This window comes from Melghiribacillus thermohalophilus (genome assembly GCF_004342905.1).
GTDB lineage: Bacteria > Bacillota > Bacilli > Bacillales > Alkalibacillaceae > Melghiribacillus > Melghiribacillus thermohalophilus.
Map to the genome: position 1 here is coordinate 26,877 of NZ_SMAN01000005.1, position 26,424 is coordinate 53,300.

The 26,424-nt window shown below is 42.1% G+C and carries 21 protein-coding genes and 2 tRNA genes; 6 read left to right on the forward strand and 17 right to left on the reverse strand.

Going from position 1 to position 26,424, the window contains the following annotated elements:
- Positions 1-145: 145 nt before the first annotated feature.
- The gene (locus EDD68_RS05770; RefSeq protein ID WP_132371307.1) at positions 146-3,373 is read right to left on the reverse strand and encodes a DEAD/DEAH box helicase; all 3,228 of its coding nucleotides are present in this window, start codon (positions 3,371-3,373) and stop codon (positions 146-148) included.
- A 407-nt stretch (positions 3,374-3,780) separates the two neighbouring features.
- Here EDD68_RS05770 and EDD68_RS05775 point away from each other — a divergent pair, with 407 nt between their 5' ends.
- Both EDD68_RS05775 and EDD68_RS05780 read left to right on the forward strand, forming a co-directional pair.
- Entirely contained in the window at positions 3,781-4,536 is a 756-nt protein-coding gene (locus EDD68_RS05775; RefSeq protein WP_132371308.1) for a DUF421 domain-containing protein, read from the forward strand.
- Positions 4,537-4,540: 4 nt separating this feature from the next.
- Positions 4,541-4,780 carry a DUF2553 family protein gene (locus EDD68_RS05780; protein WP_132371309.1) on the forward strand — a complete coding sequence of 80 codons (240 nt, stop codon included), beginning with the start codon at positions 4,541-4,543 and terminating at the stop codon, positions 4,778-4,780.
- Positions 4,781-4,941: 161 nt separating this feature from the next.
- Here EDD68_RS05780 and EDD68_RS05785 read toward each other — a convergent pair whose 3' ends face one another.
- The gene (locus EDD68_RS05785; RefSeq protein ID WP_243646763.1) at positions 4,942-5,331 is read right to left on the reverse strand and encodes a VOC family protein; all 390 of its coding nucleotides are present in this window, start codon (positions 5,329-5,331) and stop codon (positions 4,942-4,944) included.
- Between the two features lie 264 nt (positions 5,332-5,595).
- Here EDD68_RS05785 and EDD68_RS05790 point away from each other — a divergent pair, with 264 nt between their 5' ends.
- Both EDD68_RS05790 and speE read left to right on the forward strand, forming a co-directional pair.
- On the forward strand, positions 5,596-6,654 hold the full coding sequence (locus EDD68_RS05790; RefSeq protein ID WP_132371310.1) for an HD-GYP domain-containing protein: 1,059 nt from the start codon (positions 5,596-5,598) through the stop codon (positions 6,652-6,654).
- Between the two features lie 67 nt (positions 6,655-6,721).
- Positions 6,722-7,573 carry a polyamine aminopropyltransferase gene (gene speE / locus EDD68_RS05795; protein WP_132371311.1) on the forward strand — a complete coding sequence of 284 codons (852 nt, stop codon included), beginning with the start codon at positions 6,722-6,724 and terminating at the stop codon, positions 7,571-7,573.
- A gap of 454 nt (positions 7,574-8,027) precedes the next feature.
- Here the strand turns inward: speE and EDD68_RS05800 are convergent, their stop codons facing one another.
- Positions 8,028-8,717 (reverse strand): SIMPL domain-containing protein, encoded by a 690-nt coding sequence (locus EDD68_RS05800; RefSeq protein WP_132371312.1) that lies wholly within the window; start codon positions 8,715-8,717, stop codon positions 8,028-8,030.
- Between the two features lie 196 nt (positions 8,718-8,913).
- Between EDD68_RS05800 and EDD68_RS05805 the strand changes: the two genes are divergently transcribed.
- On the forward strand, positions 8,914-10,128 hold the full coding sequence (locus tag EDD68_RS05805; protein ID WP_132371313.1) for a dicarboxylate/amino acid:cation symporter: 1,215 nt from the start codon (positions 8,914-8,916) through the stop codon (positions 10,126-10,128).
- 112 nt (positions 10,129-10,240) lie between these two features.
- Here EDD68_RS05805 and EDD68_RS15575 read toward each other — a convergent pair whose 3' ends face one another.
- Both EDD68_RS15575 and EDD68_RS05815 read right to left on the reverse strand, forming a co-directional pair.
- Positions 10,241-10,369: a hypothetical protein gene (locus EDD68_RS15575; RefSeq protein ID WP_279388237.1), complete on the reverse strand. Its 129-nt coding sequence runs from the start codon at positions 10,367-10,369 to the stop codon at positions 10,241-10,243.
- Between the two features lie 253 nt (positions 10,370-10,622).
- A complete protein-coding gene (locus tag EDD68_RS05815; RefSeq protein WP_132371315.1) occupies positions 10,623-12,128 on the reverse strand; it encodes a malate:quinone oxidoreductase in 1,506 nt (501 codons plus the stop codon).
- Between the two features lie 460 nt (positions 12,129-12,588).
- Here EDD68_RS05815 and EDD68_RS05820 point away from each other — a divergent pair, with 460 nt between their 5' ends.
- Positions 12,589-13,062: a hypothetical protein gene (locus EDD68_RS05820; protein ID WP_132371316.1), complete on the forward strand. Its 474-nt coding sequence runs from the start codon at positions 12,589-12,591 to the stop codon at positions 13,060-13,062.
- 741 nt (positions 13,063-13,803) lie between these two features.
- On the opposite strand, the gene EDD68_RS05825 is transcribed toward EDD68_RS05820, so the two are convergent.
- The 12 genes from EDD68_RS05825 to EDD68_RS05880 all read right to left on the reverse strand — a co-directional run bounded on the left by EDD68_RS05825 (position 13,804) and on the right by EDD68_RS05880 (position 26,349).
- Positions 13,804-14,979 (reverse strand): D-alanyl-D-alanine carboxypeptidase family protein, encoded by a 1,176-nt coding sequence (locus EDD68_RS05825; protein ID WP_132371317.1) that lies wholly within the window; start codon positions 14,977-14,979, stop codon positions 13,804-13,806.
- A gap of 534 nt (positions 14,980-15,513) precedes the next feature.
- Positions 15,514-15,993, reverse strand: a complete 480-nt coding sequence (gene rlmH, locus EDD68_RS05830) for a 23S rRNA (pseudouridine(1915)-N(3))-methyltransferase RlmH (RefSeq protein ID WP_132371318.1) — start codon at positions 15,991-15,993, stop codon at positions 15,514-15,516.
- A 172-nt stretch (positions 15,994-16,165) separates the two neighbouring features.
- Positions 16,166-16,345 (reverse strand): CxxH/CxxC protein, encoded by a 180-nt coding sequence (locus tag EDD68_RS05835; RefSeq protein ID WP_341540267.1) that lies wholly within the window; start codon positions 16,343-16,345, stop codon positions 16,166-16,168.
- Between the two features lie 448 nt (positions 16,346-16,793).
- Positions 16,794-18,026: a S1C family serine protease gene (locus EDD68_RS05840; protein ID WP_132371320.1), complete on the reverse strand. Its 1,233-nt coding sequence runs from the start codon at positions 18,024-18,026 to the stop codon at positions 16,794-16,796.
- Positions 18,027-18,129: 103 nt separating this feature from the next.
- Positions 18,130-18,927, reverse strand: a complete 798-nt coding sequence (locus tag EDD68_RS05845; RefSeq protein WP_132371321.1) for an MBL fold metallo-hydrolase — start codon at positions 18,925-18,927, stop codon at positions 18,130-18,132.
- On the reverse strand, positions 18,924-19,772 hold the full coding sequence (locus tag EDD68_RS05850) for a two-component system regulatory protein YycI (protein ID WP_165902076.1): 849 nt from the start codon (positions 19,770-19,772) through the stop codon (positions 18,924-18,926). Before EDD68_RS05850 ends, EDD68_RS05845 begins: the two co-directional genes overlap by 4 nt.
- On the reverse strand, positions 19,753-21,072 hold the full coding sequence (locus EDD68_RS05855) for a YycH family regulatory protein (protein WP_132371323.1): 1,320 nt from the start codon (positions 21,070-21,072) through the stop codon (positions 19,753-19,755). Before EDD68_RS05855 ends, EDD68_RS05850 begins: the two co-directional genes overlap by 20 nt.
- The gene (gene walK / locus EDD68_RS05860) at positions 21,069-22,901 is read right to left on the reverse strand and encodes a cell wall metabolism sensor histidine kinase WalK (RefSeq protein WP_132371324.1); all 1,833 of its coding nucleotides are present in this window, start codon (positions 22,899-22,901) and stop codon (positions 21,069-21,071) included. Before walK ends, EDD68_RS05855 begins: the two co-directional genes overlap by 4 nt.
- Positions 22,902-22,904: 3 nt before the next feature.
- Entirely contained in the window at positions 22,905-23,615 is a 711-nt protein-coding gene (yycF, locus tag EDD68_RS05865) for a response regulator YycF (protein ID WP_132371325.1), read from the reverse strand.
- Positions 23,616-23,803: 188 nt separating this feature from the next.
- Complete coding sequence (locus EDD68_RS05870) at positions 23,804-25,234, reverse strand: M23 family metallopeptidase (protein WP_132371326.1); 1,431 nt, start codon at positions 25,232-25,234, stop codon at positions 23,804-23,806.
- Positions 25,235-25,640: 406 nt separating this feature from the next.
- Positions 25,641-25,713: transfer RNA gene (locus tag EDD68_RS05875), tRNA-Phe, on the reverse strand.
- A 559-nt stretch (positions 25,714-26,272) separates the two neighbouring features.
- A tRNA-Asp gene (locus EDD68_RS05880) sits at positions 26,273-26,349 on the reverse strand.
- Positions 26,350-26,424 lie beyond the last annotated feature (75 nt).

The window sequence follows — 26,424 nt, forward strand, 5'->3', positions numbered from 1 at the left end:
CCCGATCTCCCAGAGTTAAGCACTGTTCGCCAAAAGAAATATAAGGATCTTCCTGGAAATAGGAAAAACCCGGCTTTACTCCGGGTTTTTTCCATTTCCCATCATGAATCGTCTACCACAAAAATGACCGTTTCATCCATGACGATTAATTCTCCATCTCCAGAAGTTCCTTGATCTCCTCTTCACTTAAGCTGGATAGCATCGTTTCGCCTGGCTGGATGACGTTTTCAATTAATGCTTTCTTTTTCTGCTGGAGTTTGTGAATTTTTTCTTCGATGGTACCCCTGGTAATCATCCGGAATACCTGAACCACGTTTTTCTGACCCATCCGATGGGCTCGGCCTGCCGCCTGATCTTCAACCGCCGGATTCCACCATAAATCATATAAAATAACCGTATCAGCACCAGTCAAGTTCAGTCCGGTCCCCCCGGCTTTCAAGGAAATGAGAAAAATATCCTTTTCTCCCCGGTTAAACCGTTCAGTCATGTAAACCCGATCCTTTGATGGTGTCTGTCCGTCGAGATAAAACACATCTTTCCCCCGGGCTTCCAGCTGCTTTCGAATCTTCTTCAGCATAGATGAAAACTGGGAAAAGATTAATATCCGCTGCCTGTTTTCAAGGGAGTGCTGAACGAGCTCCAGCAGTTCAGTTAATTTTCCTGAGCCGCCTTCATAATTTTCTAAGAACAGGGAAGGATGACAGCAGAGCTGGCGCAGCCTCGTTAGTCCGGCCAGGATTTTCATTCGGCCTTTCTGCAGCCCTTCTTCTTCCAGCACCTGTTTCGTTTCCCCCTGAATTCTTTCGAGATAACCAAGGTAGAGCTTCTTCTGGTCATCCGTCAGTTCACAGGTGTGAACGTGCTCAATTTTTTCCGGAAGTTCGTGAAGCACATCTTGTTTAACCCTTCGTAAAATAAACGGTCTGCAGATCCGTGAAACCTTTTCCTGTGGCCATTGTTTAAAGAACCGCTTAGCAGGAAATAATCCCGGAAGTACGGCATCAAAAATCGACCAGAGTTCGTCAAGGGAATTTTCGATTGGTGTGCCGCTCAGAGCAAAACGTTTGCCGGCTGAAACCGATTTAACAGCCCTTGCTGTTTTGGTGGCATCATTTTTGATCGCCTGGGCCTCATCTAAAATCATGACGGAAAAGGTTTGACCGTGATAGTATTCAAGATCCTGACGGAGAAGTTGATAAGACGTGACCAGGACATCAAAGCCAGAAGTGTCCTTCAAGAGGTTCTCCCGCTCCTGTTTTGTGCCGCTGATCACCCGAACATTCATCCCTGGTGCAAACGTTTCAAATTCATTTTTCCAGTTGTAAACAAGAGAGGAAGGGCACACTACCAGTGCCTGGAAACGATGCTCCTTTTCCTCCTTCTCTGAGAGCAAGTAGGCAATACTCTGTAAGGTCTTCCCGAGCCCCATATCATCGGCGAGGATGCCTCCCAGACCATGGCGGCTCAATCCTTTTAACCATTGAAAACCGACGTACTGATAGTCTCTTAATTTCGCCTGTAATCCAGACGGAAGGGGGTAGTCACTTTCGTCCGGATGCTTAATCGCATGAATGAGTTCCCGAAATTCCTTTTTGAACTTCGTCTTCGGGCCAGCTGCCATCGCCTCTTCAACCTGGATCCCCCGATATACAGGCAATTTTACCGTACCATTTTTCACATCATGTTCTGACAAATCCAGTTCGCTGAACAGACGGGAGATGGGCACGAAACCGTCCTTTTCCAGAGGGAGAAAAGATCCGTCCGATAGTCTGTGATAGGTCTTTCTTTCAACCACGGACTGAATCACATCCCGGATCTCCTCTTCACTGATTCCGTCCATATCAAAGTTCACTTCAAGGAAATCTTCTCCATCATCAACATCCACTTCGATCCTCGGCTGATGCCGTTCATCCCGGATTAGCTTCATGGCCTGATCTGACAGAAAAATCTCAGCTTGCTCCTTCAAATCAGGCAGCATATCAAACAAAAAAATAAAAATATCCTCTTCCGCTTCCAGATACAGCTCTTTTTCATTGATTTGGAACTCAGCCTGCTCCAGAAAGTGGATGACTTCATTTTCCTTTTCCACTTCCCTCATTAAGATTCCGTCTGCTGCCTGTCCATGATTTGAATCATGATGATAAGGATGTATGACGATATCGCCGTAATGAAATTCCAGATCCGCCTTCAGCCGGCCATCAACATAGTCCAGGTATAGACGTGGATGCAGGGGGTGGTCAATGATTTCCTCAGAAACGGCTTCAGCCATTTTCAGATCCCCTACCTTTTTCAATTCAGGCAGAACGTGGGAGACAAAGGGTTCAATCTGTCCCCGGTCTACTGTAATTTTTCCATCCTCATTCCGATCCATAATCCGGAATAATTCGCTGACGATGACACTCTGGCTATGTGTCAATTTAAACAGCCTGTTCCGGCTGCGAAGATATTTGTACATGCTCAGATATTCCGCTTCCTTCAGCCGATTACACTCCAGAACATACGTGTCTGGACGTTCCCGGTTTAAATGAAAAGAAAAAGGGGGTTCTCCTTCAACGATTTCCAGCTGCCCGAGCCGATAACGGCGCTCTTCCACCACACAATTCCGGTCCTGGAGGAGATCAAGCAATTGATCAGCAAAAAATGGCGGAACCGTAATCCCCCTGTCACTGGATGAACGGTGATAGGCCAGATGGTGGGATTGATAAAACCGATCACTTTTCGTAATGTCATACAAAACCTGCAGAACTTCTAAATCTTCTCTAGAAAATTCATGTTCTGCAGGACTATAGGTGAAATTTTTGGTAAACTCCATTTCTTCCTGACGGTTGATCCGTTCGATAAACATCTTTAAGTCTTTGACCACATACAGTCGCCCTGTTCCTACTTTCATCTCCACAGTCAAATAGGGACCTGTCCATTTAATGATATATTCGGTCTTTAACTGTTCCCGCTTCATGTTGCTGCTCTGATTCGGCATGGATTGCAAAACTGAAAACAGTTGAATCATCTGGTTAGCCGTTTCGTTTTCTCTATACTGCGGAGTACGCGGGTGTAAAATTTCATCGTATACAGACCATTGATTGGTCAGCTTCTCGTTCCGTTTCATTTGATCGGCCACTTCCAGTAAAAACGCAACTAAATGTTTGCACTCTCCATAAGTTTCAAAGGCAGGGCAATCACAGTAAAGATCCAGCGAATGATGATCAAACCTGGCTTCTACATGGTACATCGATGAGCCATAAACTTCCCCGTGCCAGTGATTCTCACCTTCCTGATAAATCTCTACTACTCGAGCCTGTTGATAATACTGCCGTCCCCTGTTATAAATGGTCCTCGTGAACATAGCCTGGATATCCTCGCGATTTATGGTCATCAAGCTTTCATTCCTTCTACTTTTTTACATAAATCTATTTTACATAAGAACGTGTCCAGTGTCTAAAACTCACATTCAAAGATGAACATCCATTTTTGATTAAAAAATGAGGTAAAGAGGATGATGATGGATTTTCATCTGCCACCCGGGCATTCAACTTTCTTCTTTGGGTAGTTCAGCCTCTGCTTGGGCCATTAGGGCCTATCCCCGGGCCGTGGCACCCCTTGCCTGGGACATCAGCACCGATCCCCGGGTGATGCCCGCAACATCGAATCTCCGCTTTTCAATGAAACTCCTCCATTCATAATAGAGCAAAAACATTTTTTTCCGCTGACTGAATAAAAAGCTATTTTTGAAAGAAATTATGGATAAAATCACTATTTAAACAGTAAGGAGTAAGAAAGTTGATGGAAACATTGAAGGAAATCGCGATGATCCTTGGGAGAATTATCACCATTTTGCCTCTGTTGCTCATCATCACCCTTTTCATGGGAAGACGGGCTATCGGTGAACTTCCTGTTTTTGACTTTTTAATTATTATCACCCTTGGAGCTGTAGTAGGTGCAGATATTGCAGATCCAAATATTAATCATTTATATACAGCCATATCGATTATAGTCATTGGGATCCTGCAGCGTCTTGTCGCTCAGTGGAAAATTGCTAATCGCAAATTCGGCAAGCTGATTACCTATGAGCCTGTAGTCGTGGTGCAAAATGGCAAACTGATTTACAAAAACCTGAAGAAAATACGCTATTCTGTAGATGATATCCTCCAGATGCTCAGGGAAAAAGATGTTTTTAACCTGGATGAAGTGGAAGTCGCCATCCTTGAAGAAAATGGCTCCATCAGTGTTTATAAGAAACCTCGCTACCAGAACGCCACAAAAGAAGATACCGGATCCATCCCGGCCAGCCCGAATATTGCTTATCCCGTCATGATTGAAGGTAAAATACATACCCCGGTGCTGGAAACATTTAATGTGACTGCCAAATGGCTTGAATCAGTGCCCTTGCCTGATCCATCTTTTTGGCGTCAACCCCTTGCATTCTTACTCATCCTGTTTTACAATGTTAAAAATATTAAATTTTCTAAATATTCAATAAAAAATATGTCTAAATTTTTCTTATTATGGGTATACTATATTCTACGAAAAGGGGTGTGATGCGATGTCTGACCAGAGTATTCAGGATGTCACTCAGCGGGTCTATGGAACGTTTGAAGATGGTGTGACGATGATCCTATTTGTAGGAAAAGAAAAGATAGGTCGGTTAATTTTAACGGACCACGGCAAAGAAATCGATCTTAAAGAAGGTTACGTATACAGAGAAAACCGCTTTTTCCGCTGCGAAGATGATTCGAGTCCTGTTTCACAATATGTGGCTGACTGTGATCTTGGCTGGTGTTAATGAAACTCCACAACTCGAGAATTGTATGACCAGGACAAAGGAGCAGGCAGCTTATTTTGATTTCCTCCTGCAAGGGATGGACTGGACTGTTACCGCCGGCATATAGCATTTTTCCAGAAAACCCTTTAAGTGGCCGCTTAAAGGGATTTTTTCAGTTCATCTCAGCCCTCTTTTTTAGATGTCACTCTCACATAGTAGCCGTCCGGATCCACTAGCCGAAAATCCGTCATTCCCCACGGTTGTTTTTTGATGTTTTCATAGATCGGATATTTCTCATTCTGGATATGCTGATACACCTGATGAATATTCGGAACAACAATAACCAGTTCCACCCCTGTTCCTTTCGGCTGCTTCCATTTTTCAGAACTAAAGTAATGGGTTTCTGGCAAAATGGACTGATCACTAAGCAGAAGAGAAAAGTCTTCAGCATCAAACCTTACTGATGTGTCCGATTTGGCTCCCTGAGGAAGTCGTAAAATGTTTTGGTAAAAATGCACCGATTTCTCCAGGTCATTGACAAAGAGCTCCAGTCTAAATTTCAAATCTCCCATTCGTATCCTCCTCGATTTTTTATCATACAGTCTATACTACTCAAACAAAAATTACCTCAAACTTTCGTATGAATTTTTGATTTGATTCCCCCATTTTTCAATTTTTTGTTATAGTAAAATTGCCATTCGACAATTTTTCGACAAAATTTGAGCAAATCGTTATAAAGGGGTATAGTTGATATAGGTCAAATTAGTTGCAAATTCGACTCTCATCATATAATTTTTAAAAATATAACCTAACATGTTAAAAGAGGTTTTATAAATATGAGGTATACCATTTTGGATCAAGTATCAGACGGTCAGACATTAGGAAAAAATATTTATACCGGGGAAGGGAGAGTGCTTCTGAAAAAAGGGGCTTCTCTTACCAGCCGGATTATTAATAAGCTGAAAGATCTGGGAATCAGCGCGATTTACATTGAGGATGAGCGATTTTCAGATGTCAATGTAGAAGACGTAGTATCCGATGAAACCAAGCGCAATACCCTTTCTGTCCTGAATGAATCGATTCAGTGCGTCCAGACAAATAAAGATTTTGACATAAGTTCCGTCAATACCACTGCGAACAAAATCATAGAAGAGTTGCTGGCGAATAAGCATGCTATCCTTAATCTGACAGACATACGAACGAAAAATAATGAGTTATTCGTACATAGTTTGAACGTCACGATTATGTCCGTCTTAATGGCGGTTAACCTCGGCTATTCCAATGAAGAAATGTTAAAGCTCGCCATCGGTGCGATGTTTCATGATGTGGGAAAAGTTGTAACACCAGAAATGCTGGATAAATTAACGCTACAAAAATATAAAGAGGATTTAAAAGAGCACACGTGGAGAGGCTACCATTATTTAAGGAAAAAACCAGAAATCGGTGCCGTATCGGCTCACATTGCCCTGCAGCATCATGAGTATCTCGACGGCAGCGGCTCTCCCCGGGGACTGACGGAATCTGACATCCATCCAAATGCAAAAATTGTAGCCATAACGAATTACTATGATAACTTAATATCCAATGTGGGAGAGGGAAAAGGCATGCTTCCCCATGAAGCATGTGAGGAAGTGATGGGACTTGCCAATTCCTGTTTCGACCATGACCTGGTCTGGCAATTTTTACGAACTATAGCAGCCTACCCAAACGGCATGACCGTCCGGCTATCAAACGGTGATTACGCCATTGTGGTGGAGCAGAACAAAGGACTCCCGCAGCGGCCAATAGTCAGGATATTTGACACACCTGATGATAATATGGAACAGGTGAACATCCGGGAAATCGACCTGGCAAAAGAAACAACGATTTTTATTGAAGAAGTTTTAGAAGGATAACGTATGCGTTCTCTTATATAAGATTGTCCTGAAATCAATGATCGAGAGTGGAGGGAGGAACAAAGTTATGACACAGAACACACCAGCATACCTTTTGGAGAAAGACGGAAATTTATGGCTTACGGAAGATGAACACGGAGATTTAAAAATTAGTTACCGAATTAAAGAAGTGGTTTTTGACCAAAAATCTAATTTTCAGCATGTCATGATCCTGGACTCCCACGCTTTTGGCCGGATGCTCGTTCTGGACGGGATTGTACAGACGACTTCAAAAGACGGGCATATTTATAATGAGATGATTACCCATGTCCCCCTCAGCATCCATCCGGATCCAAAACGGGTTCTCATCATCGGCGGCGGTGATTGCGGAGCTGCCCGGGAAGTCGCAAAATATAGACAAGTGGAACAAATTGATATGGTGGAAATCGATGAGCTGGTAGTAAAGGCCTGTAAGGAATATCTGCCCGAAGTTTCCGGAAGATTATCTGATCCACGGGTGAATGTTATTTTTGATGATGGAGTAAAATTTGCCCGTAACAAAGAAAAGGAATACGATGTCATTATCGTGGATTCCTCTGATCCGATCGGCCCGGCAGAAGTGCTGTTTGAAAAAAGCTTTTATCAAAGTCTGCACCGCGCATTAAAAGATGACGGACTGATGGTTTGTCAGAGCCAGTCACCTATTTTTCATCGTGATGTCATGGAACAGACTTATAAGCGGATTCAGGAAGTGTTTGGAACAGCGAGCATGTACACAGCCGTCGTGCCTACTTATCCCGGCGGACTGTGGAGCTTTACCATCGGGACCAAACAATATACGGAACCTGACCCCGAAAAAGTACAAAGAAAAGACACGAAATATGTGAACGACAGCATCCTTCTCAGCTGTTTTTCACTTCCAGCATTCATGCGCAAATAGCAACGGTGCCTGTCACCCGCCCGATTTTGTCAAAAAAAAGCTGTCTCGAGTTTCGAGACAGCTTTTTTTATCGCGTTTCCGTGTAAGTCCTGATTTCTCCCGTATGAGTCCTGATATTTCATGTGCGATCCCTGATTTCCCCTGTACGAGTCCTGATATTTCGGGTGCGAGTCCTGATTTCTCTCATATGAGTCCTGATACTTCGGGTGCGAGTCCTGATATTTCGGGTGCAAGCCCTGATTTCCCACGCGTAAAACCTGATATCTCATCCTCAAGCTCCGGCACCTGCCCGTAATATCTCCCACGCTTCATATAGGAACATGAATATTTAGATGAATTTCCTGTTCAGGAGAAAATGCCTGGAACATACCCGAGTTTCTGCTTCATGTTTTCTAGTAGCTCCATGATTGCAAGTTTCTAAGCTAAACGTACGAAACCAGAATGCTTTAGCCATTTAGTAACCATAATAAGTAAACTGGACTCTGACCCTTGCGGTAATTTTTATTTCTCGGATCTGTATCGGAGTGGTGACATCTGACGCTACAACACCAAATGGTGAATGCTCATAGCCGGGACGCACCGTCTCGATGCTCTCTTCTTTAATCCATAAAGGTACCGGATGAATGGTCAACTGGTTTGCTGCAGCAATGGTCTCTGCGTGTTTTCTGGCATTGATGACAGCCCGCTTCAATGCTTGCTGTTTGTGAACATCAGGCTGTGACACTTCAAACCGAACTTCCTGAACCCGATTTGCGCCGCTTTTTGTCGCACGATCGATGATTTCACCTGCCTGTGATAAATCGCTCACCAGCACTTTGAATAAATGAGTGACTTCATACCCTCTGAACACTTTTTGGTGATCGGGATAATCATACATCTGATCAATCGAATACATTATGGTTTGGATATCATCCTTTTGAATGCCGGCACCTATCAGGGCTTCAATCACCTGATTGGAAAGAATTGCGTTTTGTCTCTGGGCTTTTTCGGCTTCTTTTTCTTCTGTCACGACACCCAGTATGATACTGGCCTGATCCGCTTCGGCCGTCACTTCTCCTTTTCCCGTAACTTCCAGTGTATACGGCTGTTTTTGTGAACGAAATCCGGATCCATAAGGAACAGACCCTGTGCCCGTTATGTTCATATCCACCACTTCCTTTCAATCAGGATCGGTTGTTTTTATGTTATGGCCTGATTAGACGATGTGTTCCTGACCAGGTATGTTTTCAAGCTGTCCTGCATATGTTTTGACAAAACGTCAAAGATCTTATATTCTATGACATGATTGTATAGTATTTTTATAGGATTTATAGGAATTAGACGTTTTAGGGAGGTTACCAATGATATCTATATGGAATGCGTACAAACATATATCGTTGATTAAAAAAATTACTTTCGCTTTCATTCTGGGTATACTGATTGGATTCGTTTTTGGTGAAGAAGCTTCGGTTCTTTCACCGCTTGGGAATCTCTTGATGCGGCTTTTAACGTTTATTATTCTGCCGCTGATCTTTTTCACACTGATTGTTGGCGTGAACCAGACAAAACCAGGCCGTCTGGGACGAATGGGATTTAAAGTATTGATTTACTATATCGTGACGTCCGCACTGGCTATACTTGTGGGAATTACTGTGGCAAAATTGTTCAATCCAGGAACAGGCATGTCCCTGTCAGGCAATGAAGAAGTGTCCGTACCTGAAAATCCTGGCGTCATTCAGGTACTATTAAATATGGTTCCGGATAATATTGTGACAGCATTCACCGAAATGAATCTGCTTGGCATTATTTTTACATCTATCGTTTTTGGCATAGCGATTTCGATGCTGAGAGAATCGGCAAAACATCAGGAACTGGGGGAGCGCCTGTATCAAATCTTTGAAGGGTTCAATGAGGTCACCCTTACGGTCATGAAAGGGATTCTGCAATATGTGCCCATTGGTATCTTTGCCATTGTCGCCGAAGTGGCAGGCAGCCAGGGTATGGACACCCTTCTTTCCCTGGGCGGGTTCATTCTGGTTCTTTACGTCGCACTTCTGGTTCAACTCGGGTTGTACATCATGTTGATGGTGGCAGCCAGAATTCATCCGGGGGAATTTTTCCGTGAGGCTCGTACCCCGATGATTACTGCGTTTGTCACCCAGAGCAGTTCCGGCACCCTGCCACTGACGCTAAATGCAGCCCGGAACCTGGGACTAGCCAGGAGCTTATACGGCTTCAGCCTGCCTCTTGGTGCCACTATTAATATGGATGGAGCAGCTATACGGATTGCCGTTTCCGCTGTCTTTGCCGCCAACCTGATCGGGGAGCCCCTTGGTTTCACTTCCATCCTGCAAATCGTGCTGATTGGTACCCTGGCATCTGTCGGAACCGCCGGAGTTCCAGGGGCGGGGATGATTATGATTGCTACTGTGTTTGCACAGATTGGCCTGCCAATGGAAGCTGTGGCTTTACTGGCCGCCGTCGATGTGCTGGTAGGGATGGGTTGCACTTCCCTGAACGTAACAGGAGACTTAGTAGGAACTTCGATTATCAATAAAGGGGAAAAAAGAACCTGAATGCTGAAAGGGGTTCATCCACTACCTTTAAGGTTTAAAATTGGAATCCAAAAAAGAAGCGAGTGACATTTCATTCGCTTCTTTTTTATATAACCTCTATATCGCTAATCAACTAGTCTTCTTTCCTTTCTAAAGAACGGATCCTGCGTTCGAGCTCGTTTACTTTTTTTTGCAAATGACCGGCAATCGTTAACGCCGCTATTCCAAAGACAAACCCAATGAGCGCAAACGTATCCAACATGAACCCCTCCCTCCTCATTCTCTCGATTGTTGCTCTTAAGATTTTTAGGCTCACTACGAGCCCGATCAAATTTCCTCCAGCTTTGAACGGATCTAATGCAGATCTAATTCATCCAAACCTTCTGCTTAATTATAAATCTTACGATATGACGGGTTATTTTTCCAGTTTTAGCGGATCAACATATCACGAAAATAATAGAACCTTCAGTCCATGCCTGGACTGAAGGTTCTACCACATTTTGAATACTATTCCTTTATGAGTTATAAACCGTTTCCTTTTCACTTAAACCGAGGGTCTGGGCGGTTGAAGCATGGAGTTCCTCGAAAAGTGCCGGATTTTCTGACAGGGATACACCATAGGATGGAATCATTTCTTTGATTTTAGGTTCCCACTCAGGCAAACGGTCCGGGAAGCATTTTTCAATCACCTCAAGCATCACATATACCGCAGTTGATGCACCTGGAGAAGCACCGAGCAAAGCAGCGATTGAACCGTCATCAGAGCTGACCACTTCCGTACCAAATTGAAGGGTTCCTTTTCCACCAGCTTCCGTATCTTTGATCACCTGAACACGCTGTCCCGCTACCACAATGTCCCAGTCTTCACTCTTAGCGTTCGGGATAAACTCACGCAATTCTTCCATGCGCTGTTCTTTGGACAACATGACCTGCTGGATCAGATATTTTGTCAATGACAGGTTTTTTACACCAGCCGCCAGCATGGTCAGGATATTATGAAGTTTAATAGAATTGATCAAATCTAGATTGGATCCCGTTTTCAAGAATTTAGGCGAGAAGCCGGCAAACGGTCCAAACAGCAACGTTCTTTTTCCATCAATGAATCTCGTGTCAAGATGCGGAACCGACATTGGCGGGGCACCGACTTTGGCTTTACCGTACACTTTTGCATAATGCTGTTCGACAACTTCTGGATTGTTGCATACCATAAACAGCCCGCTGACCGGGAAGCCCCCAATACCTTTTCCTTCTGGTATGCCCGATTTTTGCAGCAATGGCAGACTTCCTCCACCGCCACCGATAAAAACGAACCTGGCTGTGTGCCGTTCCATGCTGTCGCTTTCGAGATTTTTCACTTTTACTTCCCACAGACCGTCAGCAGTACGTTTTAGGTCCATCACACGATGCAAGTAGTTGACTTCGACGTCTTGATTTTGCAGGTGTTCAAATAACAGGCGCGTCAACGCACCAAAATTCACGTCCGTTCCAGAATCGATTTTCGTTGCCGCAATCGGTTCATCTGATGTCCGGTCTTTCATGATCAACGGCATCCATTCCTTCAGTTGTTCAGGCTCATCGGAAAATTCCATCCCTTTAAAGAGGGGATTGTTTGAAAGCGCTTCGAAACGTTTTTTTAAAAAATCGACATTATCTTTACCCTGAACTAGACTGATATGGGGTAGAGGCATAATAAAGTCCTGCGGGTTGCGAATCAGACTTTTTTCTACTAAATAAGACCAGAACTGTCTTGAAACCTGAAATTGTTCATTCACTCGAATCGCTTTGGCAATATCAATCGACCCATCCGGTTTTTCTGGTGTATAGTTCAACTCACAAAGAGCCGAATGTCCTGTTCCCGCATTATTCCATTCGTTCGAGCTTTCTTCACCTGGTTTATCAAGTTTTTCAAACACCCTGATTGTCCAGTCAGGCGCCAGCTCCTTCAGCAATGACCCCAGAGTTGCACTCATGATTCCCGCACCAATTAAAATCACGTCTGTTTTACTCTGCATGCTACTCATAATACCCTTCCTTATCCCCTATTTTTTCACAAAAAAATTAGGCGCTCCTGCCTATTTGTTTATAAATATTCAAGGATCCTCTCAGATCAAAACATTTTCCGTCCACTTATAGATTCATATATCTACTTTCCAATTAATTATTATAAACTATTTCGGGATGTTAATAAAGTATGAAGTCCGTCCAATCGGTTTATATATATGCAATAAACAGTTGTTGCCCCCGGCAGAAAATTATGTAAAAAAATGTGCCTTTATGAATTAAACACCATTTCGTTTTCTCTTTTGCCTGGTTATTTAGTCGATCTGCTTCTTTTGCTCTGAGTTTCTCAGGACATAGTTCTTACTTTCAGGAAAGTGGTAAATTAAACCGTTTCGGGAAAGTTAGACATGCCACTACTAAAACGTACCTCATTATGGTAAAATACTACTAGTTTTGATTTCTTTAGAAGGAGGTGAAAAAATGAAGAAGGTAGAGTTCTCGATCAGCCTATTATTCTTCTGGATTAAGGGGAATGTTGAAGTTGACAACAGATTCGTTAAAACGAAGATATCTAATACTATATTAGGATTCATCCCTGCTGGTACAGACCAGCAAAGCATCCCTCTTAAAAATATTTCTGGAGCCATGTTATCTACCAAATACCTAATCAAACCGATTATTATCGGATTAATTTTATTTTTTATTGGTCTGGATACTCTGGGAAGAAGTTTCCTTCTTGGTTTGATCCTGTTAATTTTAGGTTTAGGTACTGCCGGCAGTGGAATACAAACTATTTTACATATTGAAAAGTCCGGAACTACTTCTTATATAAATGTACCCTTTTTTGAAAGACAAAAAATGCAGACACTTAACGATATGATACATGATGCACTGGCAGAAGATACCGACAAAACTGATTTAAATTTATTTTTTGATAAGAAAACAACCCAATAAAATCAATGGTAAGCGCAGAAACGGTCTATTTTGTACCTTTCTGCGTTTTCCTTCACTTAATGTGAGCAGGTACAAAGTGAATTTCAAAACCCTTCCTAAAACATACTGGCATACATGCATCAATGGACATATTAAGAATAACGTTTGATTGCCTTTTATCCTTTATTGGTTGAGATGAAGGACATAGGATTGATTGATCAATGGTTTGTCTGTTATATGGATGGGGAAAGATTTTTTTTGGTGTGTTCTTTATGTGGGTTGATGAAGGACAATTCATTGCATGAAGGTTTATGTTTTGTCCGAGAAAAAAGTTATGAGGGACAATTCCTATGCTTTTTTGAAACTTTATGTCCTTCATGAGGATGATGAGGGACAGTTTTGGAGAAGTTTGCTACAGTTTTGTCCTTCATAGAGCCTATGACGGACTTTTTTCTGCTGTGCCGTCTATCATTTGTCCGTGATAGGCTCTTTGACAGACATTGGATTAGCTCCCGCCTCTGTAAATGTCCTTCACAAATAGCATCATGGACATTTTTATACATTTCCGTTTTGTCTTCACCGGCCAGATGAAAGAAACTCTATCCGGTCCATCTCCCCAACAGTTGCGCTATGATTCTGGCATAGTAGAGTAACGCGCCCTTCCGACAGAAATCAAGTCATTGTACATGAATCCTGTATGAGTGCCGAAGAAAAAAACGGGATCATTATGTTCCTTTGCCTTTTGCCCTGGAACAAACATTCTCACCTGAATATGGATGGATCGTTTTTGGCTTTTCTTCGGCGGATAAAACGGGAAATGACCAGGATACTGGTGAACATACTTAATGAAATCAGGAAGAAATACCCCGAAAACATTCCGTTTGTTTTCTGTTCGTCGTCGCTGCTGGCCTGTCCATCACCATGATCTGCTTCTTCTAATGTAAAACGGGCTAAAACGGAGTCTTCTTGATTCATCACCTGTAAGATGCCATCTTCCGTTACATGATGGGTAATTTGATCCTCTTTGCGGTGAGTATAATATAGGTTTTCCTCCACGCTAAACTCCTTGTTATTTTTTTCAAAGCTTGTCCCGGCTGGAATGGTAGACGTCTCAAAATGATCAAAACCATAATCTAACAGGTTGATATGATCTTGATACGCCTCTTGTTGAATGTCGTTGCCCAATGTAATCACAATTAAACGTAAATGATTCCGTTCTGCCGTGGTAGCCAGGGTATGGCCGGATTCATTGATAAACCCTGTCTTTCCCCCTGTGATGCCTTCATAAGGATTTTCCCGCATTAACTTATGATGAGTATATAATGTGGTATCCCACGATTCCCCGTCCCACTCTAATTCTTTTGTCCCGAATATATCACGGAATGTATCATTTTGAATCGCATATCGGGTAATAATCGCCAGATCCTCTGCTGTTGTCACATGATTGGCATTAAACAGACCATGTGGATTTTCAAAATGGGTATGCTTTACCCCGATTTGATTTGTTAAATAATCGTTCAGTGCTTCGGAAAACTGCTCCACACTCCCATTTAGGTGCTCAGCGATGACCACTCCTGCATCATTTCCGGAATTGATCAGCAAACCCTGGATCAGTTTTTGTAATGTGACCTGTTCCCCTTCTACTAAATACACCTTTGTCCCCTCTACCTTTTCAACACTTTCACTGACGGTTACAACATCATCCAGGTTTCCATGTTCAATCGCATAAATCGCCGTTGCTATTTTTGTTAAACTCGCTGGATACAGTTGTGTACGACTATTTTTTTCGTAAAGGATTTCCCCTGTTACGGAATCCATGACAATAGCTGCCTTACTAGATACCTCAGGGATGGAAGTGTCTGGATGAGCGAAAACGCTATTGGTGATCCATAGATTGAATAGTAGGATTAAGATTGAAATTAACTTAACATTCTTCATGCTGTACTCACCTTCTTACTGGATGGGGTCCAATGAAACTACTTGATTGCTGGATGATCGGTTCACTCTCCTATCATAAAGGGAATGGATCGAATTTTAATGCATTTTCATATAAATGTAATGAAAATTTAATACTTCTTTCCCCGTTTGAAAAGATTCATTCAATTTTTGGCAAACTTTCAAAACGATAGCAAAAAAATAGAATGATCAATATGGAACTATAAAATAATATTCCGTTTTCCCTTCATCATGGCTGTGCTAATAGCCATAAAGTAACATACTCTTAGAAAGCTGCAAATCACCCGATCACTTTTCATCCTGACCGCTTTGTTGTGTTAGTTAAGGAACTCTTGCGGCTCCTTTGTCGATGTCCAGATGAAACACCCTGAGACCTTTATATCCACAAACGTATCTGGAAGCACTTCTTTCTGTTGGCCATAATAGAACAGATCATCGATTTGCTCCAAATCTTCAGCTTCTACCTGCGAGGTTGACTTAAACGTAAGCTTGTCAGATATATCCGCAATATTTTACCTATTTATGATACGGTTCTCCCCGATTAATCTTCATAGCCCGGTACACCTGCTCCAGTAAAATCAGCCGCATAAGCTGATGGGGAAAGGTCATTTTCGAAAAGGATAAGGAAAAGTCGCTCCGCTGAGTCACAGCTTTGCTTAAGCCCAGGGAGCCGCCTATGATGAAGGCGATTTTGCTCCGGCCATACGTGCTCAGCTCATCCAGTTTGTTGGCGAGCTGTTCCGATGAAATGGATTTGCCTTCAATTTCAAGGGTGATGACGTATGTATCCGGGGAAAGTTTGGCAAGGATGCGTTCCCCTTCTTTTTGTTTCACTTCCTCCATTTCTGCTTCACTGAAATGTTCCGGGGCTTTTTCATCAGGTACTTCAACCATTTCTACGTTAGCATAGGGGGTCAGACGTTTTACATATTCCTGTATCCCCTGCTTTAAATACTTTTCCTTCAGCTTGCCTACAGCCACAATCGAGATTTTCATAACCTATCTCCTTCCTGATTCAGGTAAAAAACTGCCACTTTTTCCTCAGGTTATTCCCATTATCCACAATTTTGTCCACATTTCCTGTGGAATTCCTGATTATTCACAGATTTTATCCACTTTTCAAGGGGTTATCCCCAGGGTTATCCACATATGCACATATGTTTGTACTTTATTTAGTAGAGGAATAGGTGTTCGCCACAAGATATGCCGGTTTATCCTCGCAATATTCACAGGTTGTGGATAATGGATGCTGAGCTGTGAATTCTTCTAACACTGGAGCGACTTCATACTCATCCATAATCTTTTCCATCGCCAATTCCACATGTTTTTCGCACGTATAGATCCTCAAGGCAATCCCTCCTTATTGATCATTCTTTTTCCTCGTGCTTTCTCAAGTATGCGCGCGTTTTCTTCGTTTTTTCACCGGTCTCACGTGAATGCTGCTATGTTCATTTTCTTTTTACGTATCCTCTCACATCCTGCCTGTTTATCCACGAGTTTATCCACAACCAGCACCCTTTACATCTATCTATTCTATTCTTTCAGATGCAGCAAAGAAAAAAGCTGTCTATTATGGTTAAGGGAGTTTGGATTTCATACTCGAGAAATCAGGATTCATGGCCTGGGATTCAGGACTCATTCATAAAATATCAGGCCTTGCTCCGGAAATATCAAGGTATGTGCCCGAAAAATCAGAATTCACATGCTGATTTTCAGAACTTACACCCGGCAGATCCATGATCCTTACGCAAAACTCCCTCTGATGCCATTAAGAGCAGCAGAGGGAGTGGTACATGTCATTCTCGATTCTGAGGTGAGTATTGCTGAGCTGACAGTGTCATCTGTGTCTGATAGCGCTCTCCTTCACGATAATACGTGATGCTCACTTCTTCTCCGGGGTCTTTTTCTTTATAGAGATAGTTCAGCAGATCAGCGATATCCAGGATTTCCTGATCATCCATTTGAACAATGACGTCAAATCGCTTCATTCCAGCAGCAGAGGCCGGAGACGCCGGAGCAACTTCATCTAAAATGACTCCTCCTTCTACAGATTCGGGCAATTTCAAGGAATACGCCCAGTGATACTTTGGAACCTGGCTTAATGATCCAAGCGAAACACCCATGTATGGACGGGTGACCGTTCCATCTTCTTCTAGATCTTTGATGATCTCTTTCACCATATCAATCGGAATGGAAAAACCGATCCCTTCCACTGCTGACTGGGCAATTTTCATCGAATTAATGCCAATCAGCTGTCCCTTCATATTCACAAGAGCGCCCCCTGAATTACCAGGGTTAATGGCTGCATCGGTTTGCAGGACTTCCATATGCCATTCTGCCTGACCGTCCTGATCAATATCTTGAGGCACAATTCGTTCAACTCCGCTGATGATTCCCTGGGTGACTGATCCGGCAAACTGCAAACCTAACGGATTTCCGATTGCCAGTACAGGTTCACCGACTTTTATATTTTCCGAACTTCCCATTTCAATGACATGGTCCACATTTTCTCCATCAATTCGCAATACGGCTAAATCTGTATAATCATCGCTGCCAATGATTTCAGCATCCACCTTTGTTTCGTCTGCCAGAACGACTTCAACCCTGTCAGCACCGGCGATGACATGATGATTAGTCACAATATATGCATTTCCATCCTCTTTCTTATAAACTACTCCGGAACCCGTACCTGCCTGAGTCGGCTGCTGAATCCAGAAGTCCTGGCTTCTGATATTATTCACCCCGACAACGGTATCCTGAATTTCCTGGACAACCTCTGTAACCTGGGTAGAAATATCTACATTGATAACCTCTGCTTCTCCTGGTTCATCGTTTTCATCACTCTGCGTGAAATGACTTTCCGGATCCTTTTTCGTAAGATCATATGGTAATAGGTTAGACTCTACCAGAGCCGGCAGAGCTAACAGTACAAGCACTGCACCAAGAATAATGCCAACTACAGCAGGCATGACCCATCTTTTTCGATCTCGATCCTCTGATTTTTGGACATGATCATCATAATATCCCATGAATTTCAACCCTGCCTTTCGTTTCTTTCCCTACCCTTAAATACGAACAGGGAAAGAGATTGGATTTATTTTTACTATCATTTATGCCCATTTTTTATAGAACTTAACTTACATTATAGATTGGCGTAGGTGTCTTAGGATCTGTATCATGAAGTTCTAAATCCTGCTCCACCTGAAATCCGTGTTGTTTTAAGATCTGGGAGACAGACATTCTCGCCAGATCTTTCATATTATTATCCTGACTTAAATGAGCCAGGTAAATTCGTTTCGTTTGATTGCCGATGATTTCGGTAAGGGCCAATCCACAATCATCGTTGGATACATGTCCTTTATCACTTAATATTCTGCGCTTAACATTCCATGGATATTTTCCCATTCTGAGCATTTCTACATCATGGTTTGCTTCAAAGATATAGGCATCTGCGTTTTCTACGGTTTTTTTAATCCGTTCCGATACATAGCCGAGGTCTGTCACCAGGGCGACTTTTCTTCGGTTGTGATGAAAAACAAAAAACATCGGCTCTGCCGCATCATGGGAAACACCGAAAGACTCAATGTCTATATCACCAAACGTTTTCGTTTTGCCCCGTTCAAAAATAAACTTTTGATCAACTGACACTTCTCCTATCTGGTCTTCCATTGCCTTCCATGTATTTTCATTCGCATAAATCGGCAGCTCGTAGCGGCGAGCAAGAATCCCCAGACCTTTAATATGATCACTATGTTCATGAGTTACCAGGATCCCATTCAGATCACAGGGGTTTACATCAATTTCATTCAGAAGGCGTTCCATCTGTTTTCCGCTTAAACCGGCATCGACCAGCAATTTTTGTTTTTCTGTTCCGATATAAAATGCATTTCCCGTACTCCCCGATGCCAGCACACTAAAATGTAATGTCATTCCTCTTCACTCCAGCTTGTTGAATCGATTTTGATCAAGTATTTTTCTAACATCTCATCAATAAATGTAGTCTCATCCGTTTCGATGATTTGTCCTTCTATGGCATTCACATAAAAGCTTTTCTGATCATTGATATTGACTTTCCAGGTGGGGGAAAACACTTGTATACCGTTATCCAGCGGTATAAGGGTAAAATATCCAAGCTCCATTTTGGTTATTTGATCACCTGAATTAAGCATATTATTGTGATACAGGGATTCGATTGCCTTCAGGGGTTGAACTTCCTGCTCTTTATTTTCCGTCTGAATGTCATCCAGCATCGTCTGAACGTAATAGAGTACCTCATTATCTTCGTTCAATAAAAGGAGAATCAGCCCTCCGCCATTATAATATACAGGTTTGTCATCATATTGCTGAAAAAGTATCATGACATTGCGGTCCTCGTTTTTATTCCAGGACCAGAAAACATATTGATCGCCATAAGCCATATTTGCCTTCATTCTTTCCAGGGATTCTTTCATTCCCTCGCCCTCTTTAATAGGGAGTGGTTCGTCCAATTCTGAAAAAATGGTTTCCCCATTCGCAATCACAATGGACTGATTTCCCAGGCTTTCTAATTCTTCTTTTGTAAATTGATGGCGTCTGGCTGTAATATATGAAACCTCTGTACTTTCTTTTGGGATCTGGCTGTAATCAATTTCCTCTGCCTGTAGAGATTCTTCTAGCGTCGGTTCCGAAATAAAGGCCATATCTGTATTTCGTTTGTCAAGAAACTGCTGCAGCAAAAAAATATCCAGAACGAGGAATGAGATAATAAATACCGTTTTAATTTGTCCCCACTGCATCAGTCTCCTCCCCCTGTTCCTCATGAGAGAAGAGCAGCTGCCATCTCCCATTATATTTAATATACCATTCTGGTTCTAATGACATGATATGGCTTATGCCTTCTCTTGCTTTCATGGTATAGCCAATTTGAATATCTTCTATTAAAAACGGATCATATTGATCTTGATGATTTTCCAGATAGTCCATAACAGCATAACCCGAACTCAGGGTCTCCTTTTGACCGTCACTGTGAAAAAGGGTTGCCAGTTTCATTAAAGGCCGATTATAGGCGTGAATCTGCTGGTTCTTCCATTCAATCTCGATCACACTAAAGTCAGATGGATGAAACACAGGATAGTAATCGACTGTCATTTGATATTCAATGGTATTTTCCACTTCATCCATCGATGTGAGGCGAAATTCATTGGTCCATCCCTGATGATCATTGACAAAATTGATGCTTCTTCTAATCATATTTTGTTTGTCCACGTCGTGATCATCAGATGTGAGGGGGTTAACAAAATACATATAGTCATTATAGACACTTAGCTGTTTGTTTCCGTCTGTATAATTTCGCTCCCCAAAACTCGTGATGGATGTCTCCACAAGACTAGGATCAGAAAAAAGAATATTGATCATTGGTTTTGTCTGAAGTTTATTGACCGTAAACGTTCGTTTAGGCAGTTCTATTTCTGCCGCGGGCAAGTAAAAAGGATCCTGACCATTAACGGTAAATGAAATCATTTCCATCAATAAATCTTTATTTATAAAATACCTCTCCAGATAGGCGTAAGCTTCACTGTTCTGGATCTTTGCATTTAACGTTTGATCATGGTGGGACGAAGCAAAAATGACCTCAAGCGCCTGCTGCTGATTGACTAACCGGAAAATGATTCTGTCAAATTCCCAGTCAGGAAACGTTTCCTTTTCCTCAAGCGTAAACATAGTCTGGAGAACGGTTAAAGGAAGCTCGGTTGGAAAGGCAATTTCTACATTCGGCTTTTTTACTTCGCGCCCGGATATCGTATAGTAATCAACCTCATCAATTTGCCACTTTTGTATTTCTGAAAAGATGATGCTTAAATCACTGTGATCTTTCAGGCCATATAGCCCGTCACTTTCGCGAAACAAAACCCGGTATGGCGTAATCAGTTCTTCTATTTTTTTTGTCTGTCCATTCAGTTTTGTTTCGTACAAATAATCCGTATTTTCTATTTCATCATAATATTTCGGCTGATAGTTCCAGAGAGCAACGGTTAACACTAAACTTAAGGCAACTAAAAAAGTCAGAACGATTGTCTTCATCCGCTCCACATTCACGAAGCATCACCCCTGAGCGGCTCTGAGAGCGGAAGGGAAAACGTGATTGTCGTCCCTTTCCCTTCTTCACTCTCGGCCCAGATTTTTCCTCTGTGTGCTTCAATCATTTCCCGGGCAATAGCCAGACCCAGTCCAGTTCCGCCCATTTGTCTGGATCTTGCTTTATCCACCCGGTAAAAGCGTTCAAAAATTTTATCCACCTGATCTTTCGGTATTCCCATTCCTTCATCAGAAACATGAAAACGCAACATATTTCGTTGCTGGATTATCCGAAACGTAATTGTACCGCCCTCAGGAGAATATTTCAGGGCGTTTGAAATAATGTTGTCCATGACTTGTGTCATTTTATCTTTATCCATCCAAGCATAGATTTTTTTGTTAGGGAAAACCCTTTTAAACTGTATGCCTTCTTTTTTATTCATCTCAAAACGGTCGACAATGTGATGAGCAAACTGAACAAACTCTACTTTTTCCCGATTCAGCTGGTAATCTTTATTATCCATTTTAGACAGCTGTAAAAGGTCATTGACCAGACGGATCATGCGTTCCGTTTCATTTTGGGTTACATTTAAAAATTTCGGGGCGATCGTTTCATCTTTCCAGGTTTCCCCTTCCGTCAACGCTTCGAGGTAACTGCGGATTGTCGTTAGCGGAGTACGCAGTTCATGGGATACATTTGCAACAAATTCCTTTCGCTCCCGTTCTATTTTTTCCTGTTCTGTTACGTCACTTAAGACGGTAATGAATCCTTTGATGTCCTCGTTTTCACCCTGAATAACCGAGAAATTTGCCTTTAAGATTAAATGGTGGTCACCCTTGCTGAAATCAACAATGATGGAACCAGTCTCTTGAATGCTCTGGATATTGGAAAGTTCACTTTCCAGGTTAAGAACTTCCAGCAGTGATCTTCCCTGAACTTCCTGGAAGGATTTCCCGATGAGCGCTTCAGCGGGAGCATTCATCAAAATAATATGGCCGGCCGAATCAGTAGCTACAACTCCGTCGGACATATTCGACAAAACAGAGCTCAATTTTTTTCGTTCCCCTTCTGTGTTTGCATGAGCCTGTTTTAGACGGCTATTTAAATGATTAAACGTGATGGCCAGCTGTCCGATTTCATCGGTACTGTAAACGTTCACTCTTTTCGAAAAATCCCCTTTAGCCATGACTTGAGCCTGCCGGCGCATCTCGGCTATTGGTTTCGTAATCGTTCTGGCCACAATAATTCCGATTAATGCTGAAATAGATATAGCCAGAACAGTACCGTTTACAAATATTCGATTAATGTCTTCCAGCTGTTCATAAACCCCTTCTAGATTAGCTTCTAAATAAATCGCTCCTGCTATTTCATTAGGCTGATTGGTATATATGGGATAGGTCATCACAAGTGTCCGATAGCCGGTCTGTGGATTCAGAAGTATTTCCCTGTCTTTTGCCCCCACGAGCAGTGTAAATTTGACATTAGAGTTCGTTGTCCTCTTGCCGACTATACTCTGATCAAATTGGTTGGTCGTAGCCAGAACTTTTCTATTATTGTTGATCACTTGAATTTCGGATATTTCATTGGAGTCGAAATCCGTTAAAATGTCGTACACTTCCTGCTGCAAGGTATCTTCTTCCTTTTGCCCTTCTGCAAATGATTGTTCCAGATTATAAGCCATCAGTTGAATATGACCATTCATTTTCTCATAAAAATTTTCCAGCAATTGATTTTCCATTTGCCGGGCAAAATATGCGCCTATGACTTGAATGGCAATCAAAAGCAGCAGGATATAAATCAGGATAAATTTAAACTGGATCGACTGGAAAAATTTCATCTTTTTTTTCATACATCATTGCTCCACATCCGGATTTCGCAAATAATAGCCAACACCACGTCGCGTGACGATCCAGAGGGGATTGCTAGGGTTTTCCTCAATTTTTTCCCGCAAACGGCGAATCGTTACATCAACTGTACGCACATCACCATAATAATCATATCCCCAGACGGTCTCCAGCAGATGCTCCCTCGTCATCACCTGTCCGATATGGCGGGCCAAATAATATAAAAGCTCAAATTCCCGCTGGGTTAGTTCTATTTCTGTTCCATCCCTTGTTACTGTGTAGGCATCTGGATGAATGACCAGTCTCCCTACTCTTATATCCTGAACTTCTCTGCCATTGGTATCCATATCCTGTTGCTGGTGACGCCGGAGGTTTGCTTTAACCCTTGCAATTAACTCCCGATTGCTGAACGGTTTCGTCACATAATCGTCAGCCCCGAGCTCCAGACCCAGTACTTTATCAATCTCTGAATCTTTTGCCGTAAGCATAATGATCGGCATATTATATTTTTTTCGAATTTCCCGGCATACTTCCAGTCCGTCTTTTTCCGGAAGCATGATATCAAGCAGGATTAAATCAGGGTTTTCCTGTTCTGTCAGCTGAAGGGCTGTGGTTCCGTCGTATGCACACACGACTTGATATCCTTCTTTTTTCAAATTAAATTCTAGTATATCTGCAATTGGCTTTTCATCGTCCACCACTAAAATTTTCACACTCATCATGATTCATCCTTTCAGGGTTAAACCTGTCCTTATTTTATCGTATTTTTTTTAAATTGTCTTATCCCGTTCATAGGGGGACATATCTGCATAAATTGATCATACCTTTCATCTCTTTAAAAAAACCCTTGCTATGTTTGATAGCAAGGGTTAACATCCGTAACATATTTTATGAAAAGACGAATATATTAATAATAGTTAAGAGGGTTTTGTAGCTGGCCGTTTTTGTAAATTTCGAAGTGCAGATGCACGCCCGTTGAGTTGCCGGTTGATCCCATCGTACCAATAACGGAACCCTTTGTTACTGTCTGACCAACTCTAACATTTATGGAAGATAGATGGGCATATATGGTTTTAAAACCATTGTTATGGTTAATAACAATTTTCTTTCCATATCCTCCGTCCCAGCCTGCAAAGGTAACAACACCATTATCAGCAGCATAGATAGAACGATTGCTGACACCGGCAATATCAATTCCTTTGTGATATGATCCCCAGCGCCAGCCTAAATGACTGGTCACAGTGCCTCCTGCAGTCGGCCATCTGAACTGTCCGTCACCGCGGGAAGGGGCAACTTTTGTACCTTTTACAATAATCTTTTTAACGGGTTCAGAAATCACTTTTTCGTCAAGCACTTCTTTTTTTACAATTTCTCCGTTTTTCTCAGTGATTTTGTAGTGAACCTTTTTGGCTCCTTCTTGACCCTGCTGCTTAATCCGGGTTTCTCCTTTGTAGAGCTTATCAGATTCTTCATAAACTACTTCATAGTCAATGGTTTCTTCCACTATTTTTTCTTCCACGACTACTACGTCAATATAAGGTTCATGTGCGGTAACATTTACTTTGTCCCCGATATGGAGAATGCTATCTTCATCTAATTCTGGATTTAATTCCAAAATTTCGTCTATGCTGAGGTTGTATTTATTTGCGATTTGCCCGAGTACTTCACCTTTCTGGATCGTATGTACTTTATCTGTAAGTGTTCCTCTTTCTAGCATCTTTACGGCTTGTTCTACGGTCAGCAATTCATTTGGATCTACTTTTTCCTTTGATACTGAAACCTTTTGGTCAATAGACACGTCTAGTATTTTAGATGAATCTGATTCAACCTGATTTTCTTTTAGATTGTATGCTGGATCTTCAATGATTTCTAAAACATTTTCTGGAACGTATTTTTCTTTTATTTTTCTGAGCGCTTTTTCCACAGCACTTTCGTTTTTGAGATATCCGACCAGTTCTCCATCCACTTCCAGTTTTACAGCGTTTGCCTGAAATGAAAGTTCGCTTTCTAGTTTTTGAATGACTTCCTGATTATTGTATGATGGACGAAATACCATTTCAGGGACAAATGAAACTTCTTCTGCTATTGTTAGTTCAAGATCGGTAAAGTGTGATTCTTCTGCTTCATTTATTTGCTGAGAAATGAAATCTTTCACCTTTTTTTGATCATCTACCGTTCCGACAAATTCCCCATCAACATATACATGGTATATGCGGGGAAATTGGTCCTCCAGGGTGTCCGCATAGGCAGAACCGACGGTAACACCAACGACCAGACAGGAAGTAATCACTGTCTTTTTCAAAAAATTGGACTTCGAGCTCTCAGTTGACTTTTCCATGAATGACCTATCCTTATTTTTGATACCCACGACCAGACCTCCCGGCAACTAAACCATTTCATTTATAGATTCCGATATGTTATAAGCGATATTTCTTCACTCTATTAATCTACCATAACTGCAAGTGTGAAAGAAACAGAATCAGGGGATATGTAACATACTTGTATAATAAATTCCATTTTTATGCAGGTCCTGGATGAAAAACTATTTTATTAGTGTAAAATAACACTAATATCTCTCTTTTAACAATATCTACCATGTGCTTTGTAACAAAATGATTACAAACTGCGTCATTTTCTATCATTATTGTATTCACGACATATTTCACCGTGTAAGATACTTGTCCAATCAGAAGGGACTCCATTAAAAACAAGGCAGGAACTGGATTCCAGCCCTGCTGAATAGATGGCTCGGGACGGAATCGAACCGCCGACACAAGGATTTTCAGTCCTTTGCTCTACCGACTGAGCTACCGAGCCATAATAAAAAAAATTATTGAATTTGCAACTCGCACGATTTTCAGTCCTTCACCCCACGCTCAGTAAGTCATGTCAAGCAGCAGCTCGCGTGGTGCGCTGATGCCTTTCCCTGGAAGCTTACTCGGACGTGCTCTACCGACTGTGCTCAAAGCGGGTAAGCTTTTCAAAGAAGTATTCCGCTTCTCGCAGAACCTACGATGATGATCCTCACGGATGTTTACGGTTAGCTACCGAGCCATAATAAAAAAAATTATTGAATTGCAACTCGCACGATTTTCAGTCCTTCACCCCACGCTCAGTAAGTCATGTCAAGCAGCAGCTCGCGTGGTGCGCTGATGCCTTTCCCTGGAAGCTTACTCGGACGTGCTCTACCGACTGTGCTCAAAGCGGGTAAGCTTTTCAAAGAAGTATTCCGCTTCTCGCAGAACCTACGATGATGATCCTCACGGATGTTTACGGTTAGCTACCGAGCCATATTTTCACTTTATAAAATATAATTCACGCTAAGTTTGCCGCTTCTGGCACCTATTTGCCTGTTCTTATTTCAAAACACAAAAAATGGCGGTCCGGACGGGACTCGAACCCGCGACCTCCTGCGTGACAGGCAGGCATTCTAACCAACTGAACTACCGGACCACGGTTATTTATCAAGTTGTATGAATGATTCGGACGAGACCTATAGTACCACGCCATGAAAAGGATTGCAATATA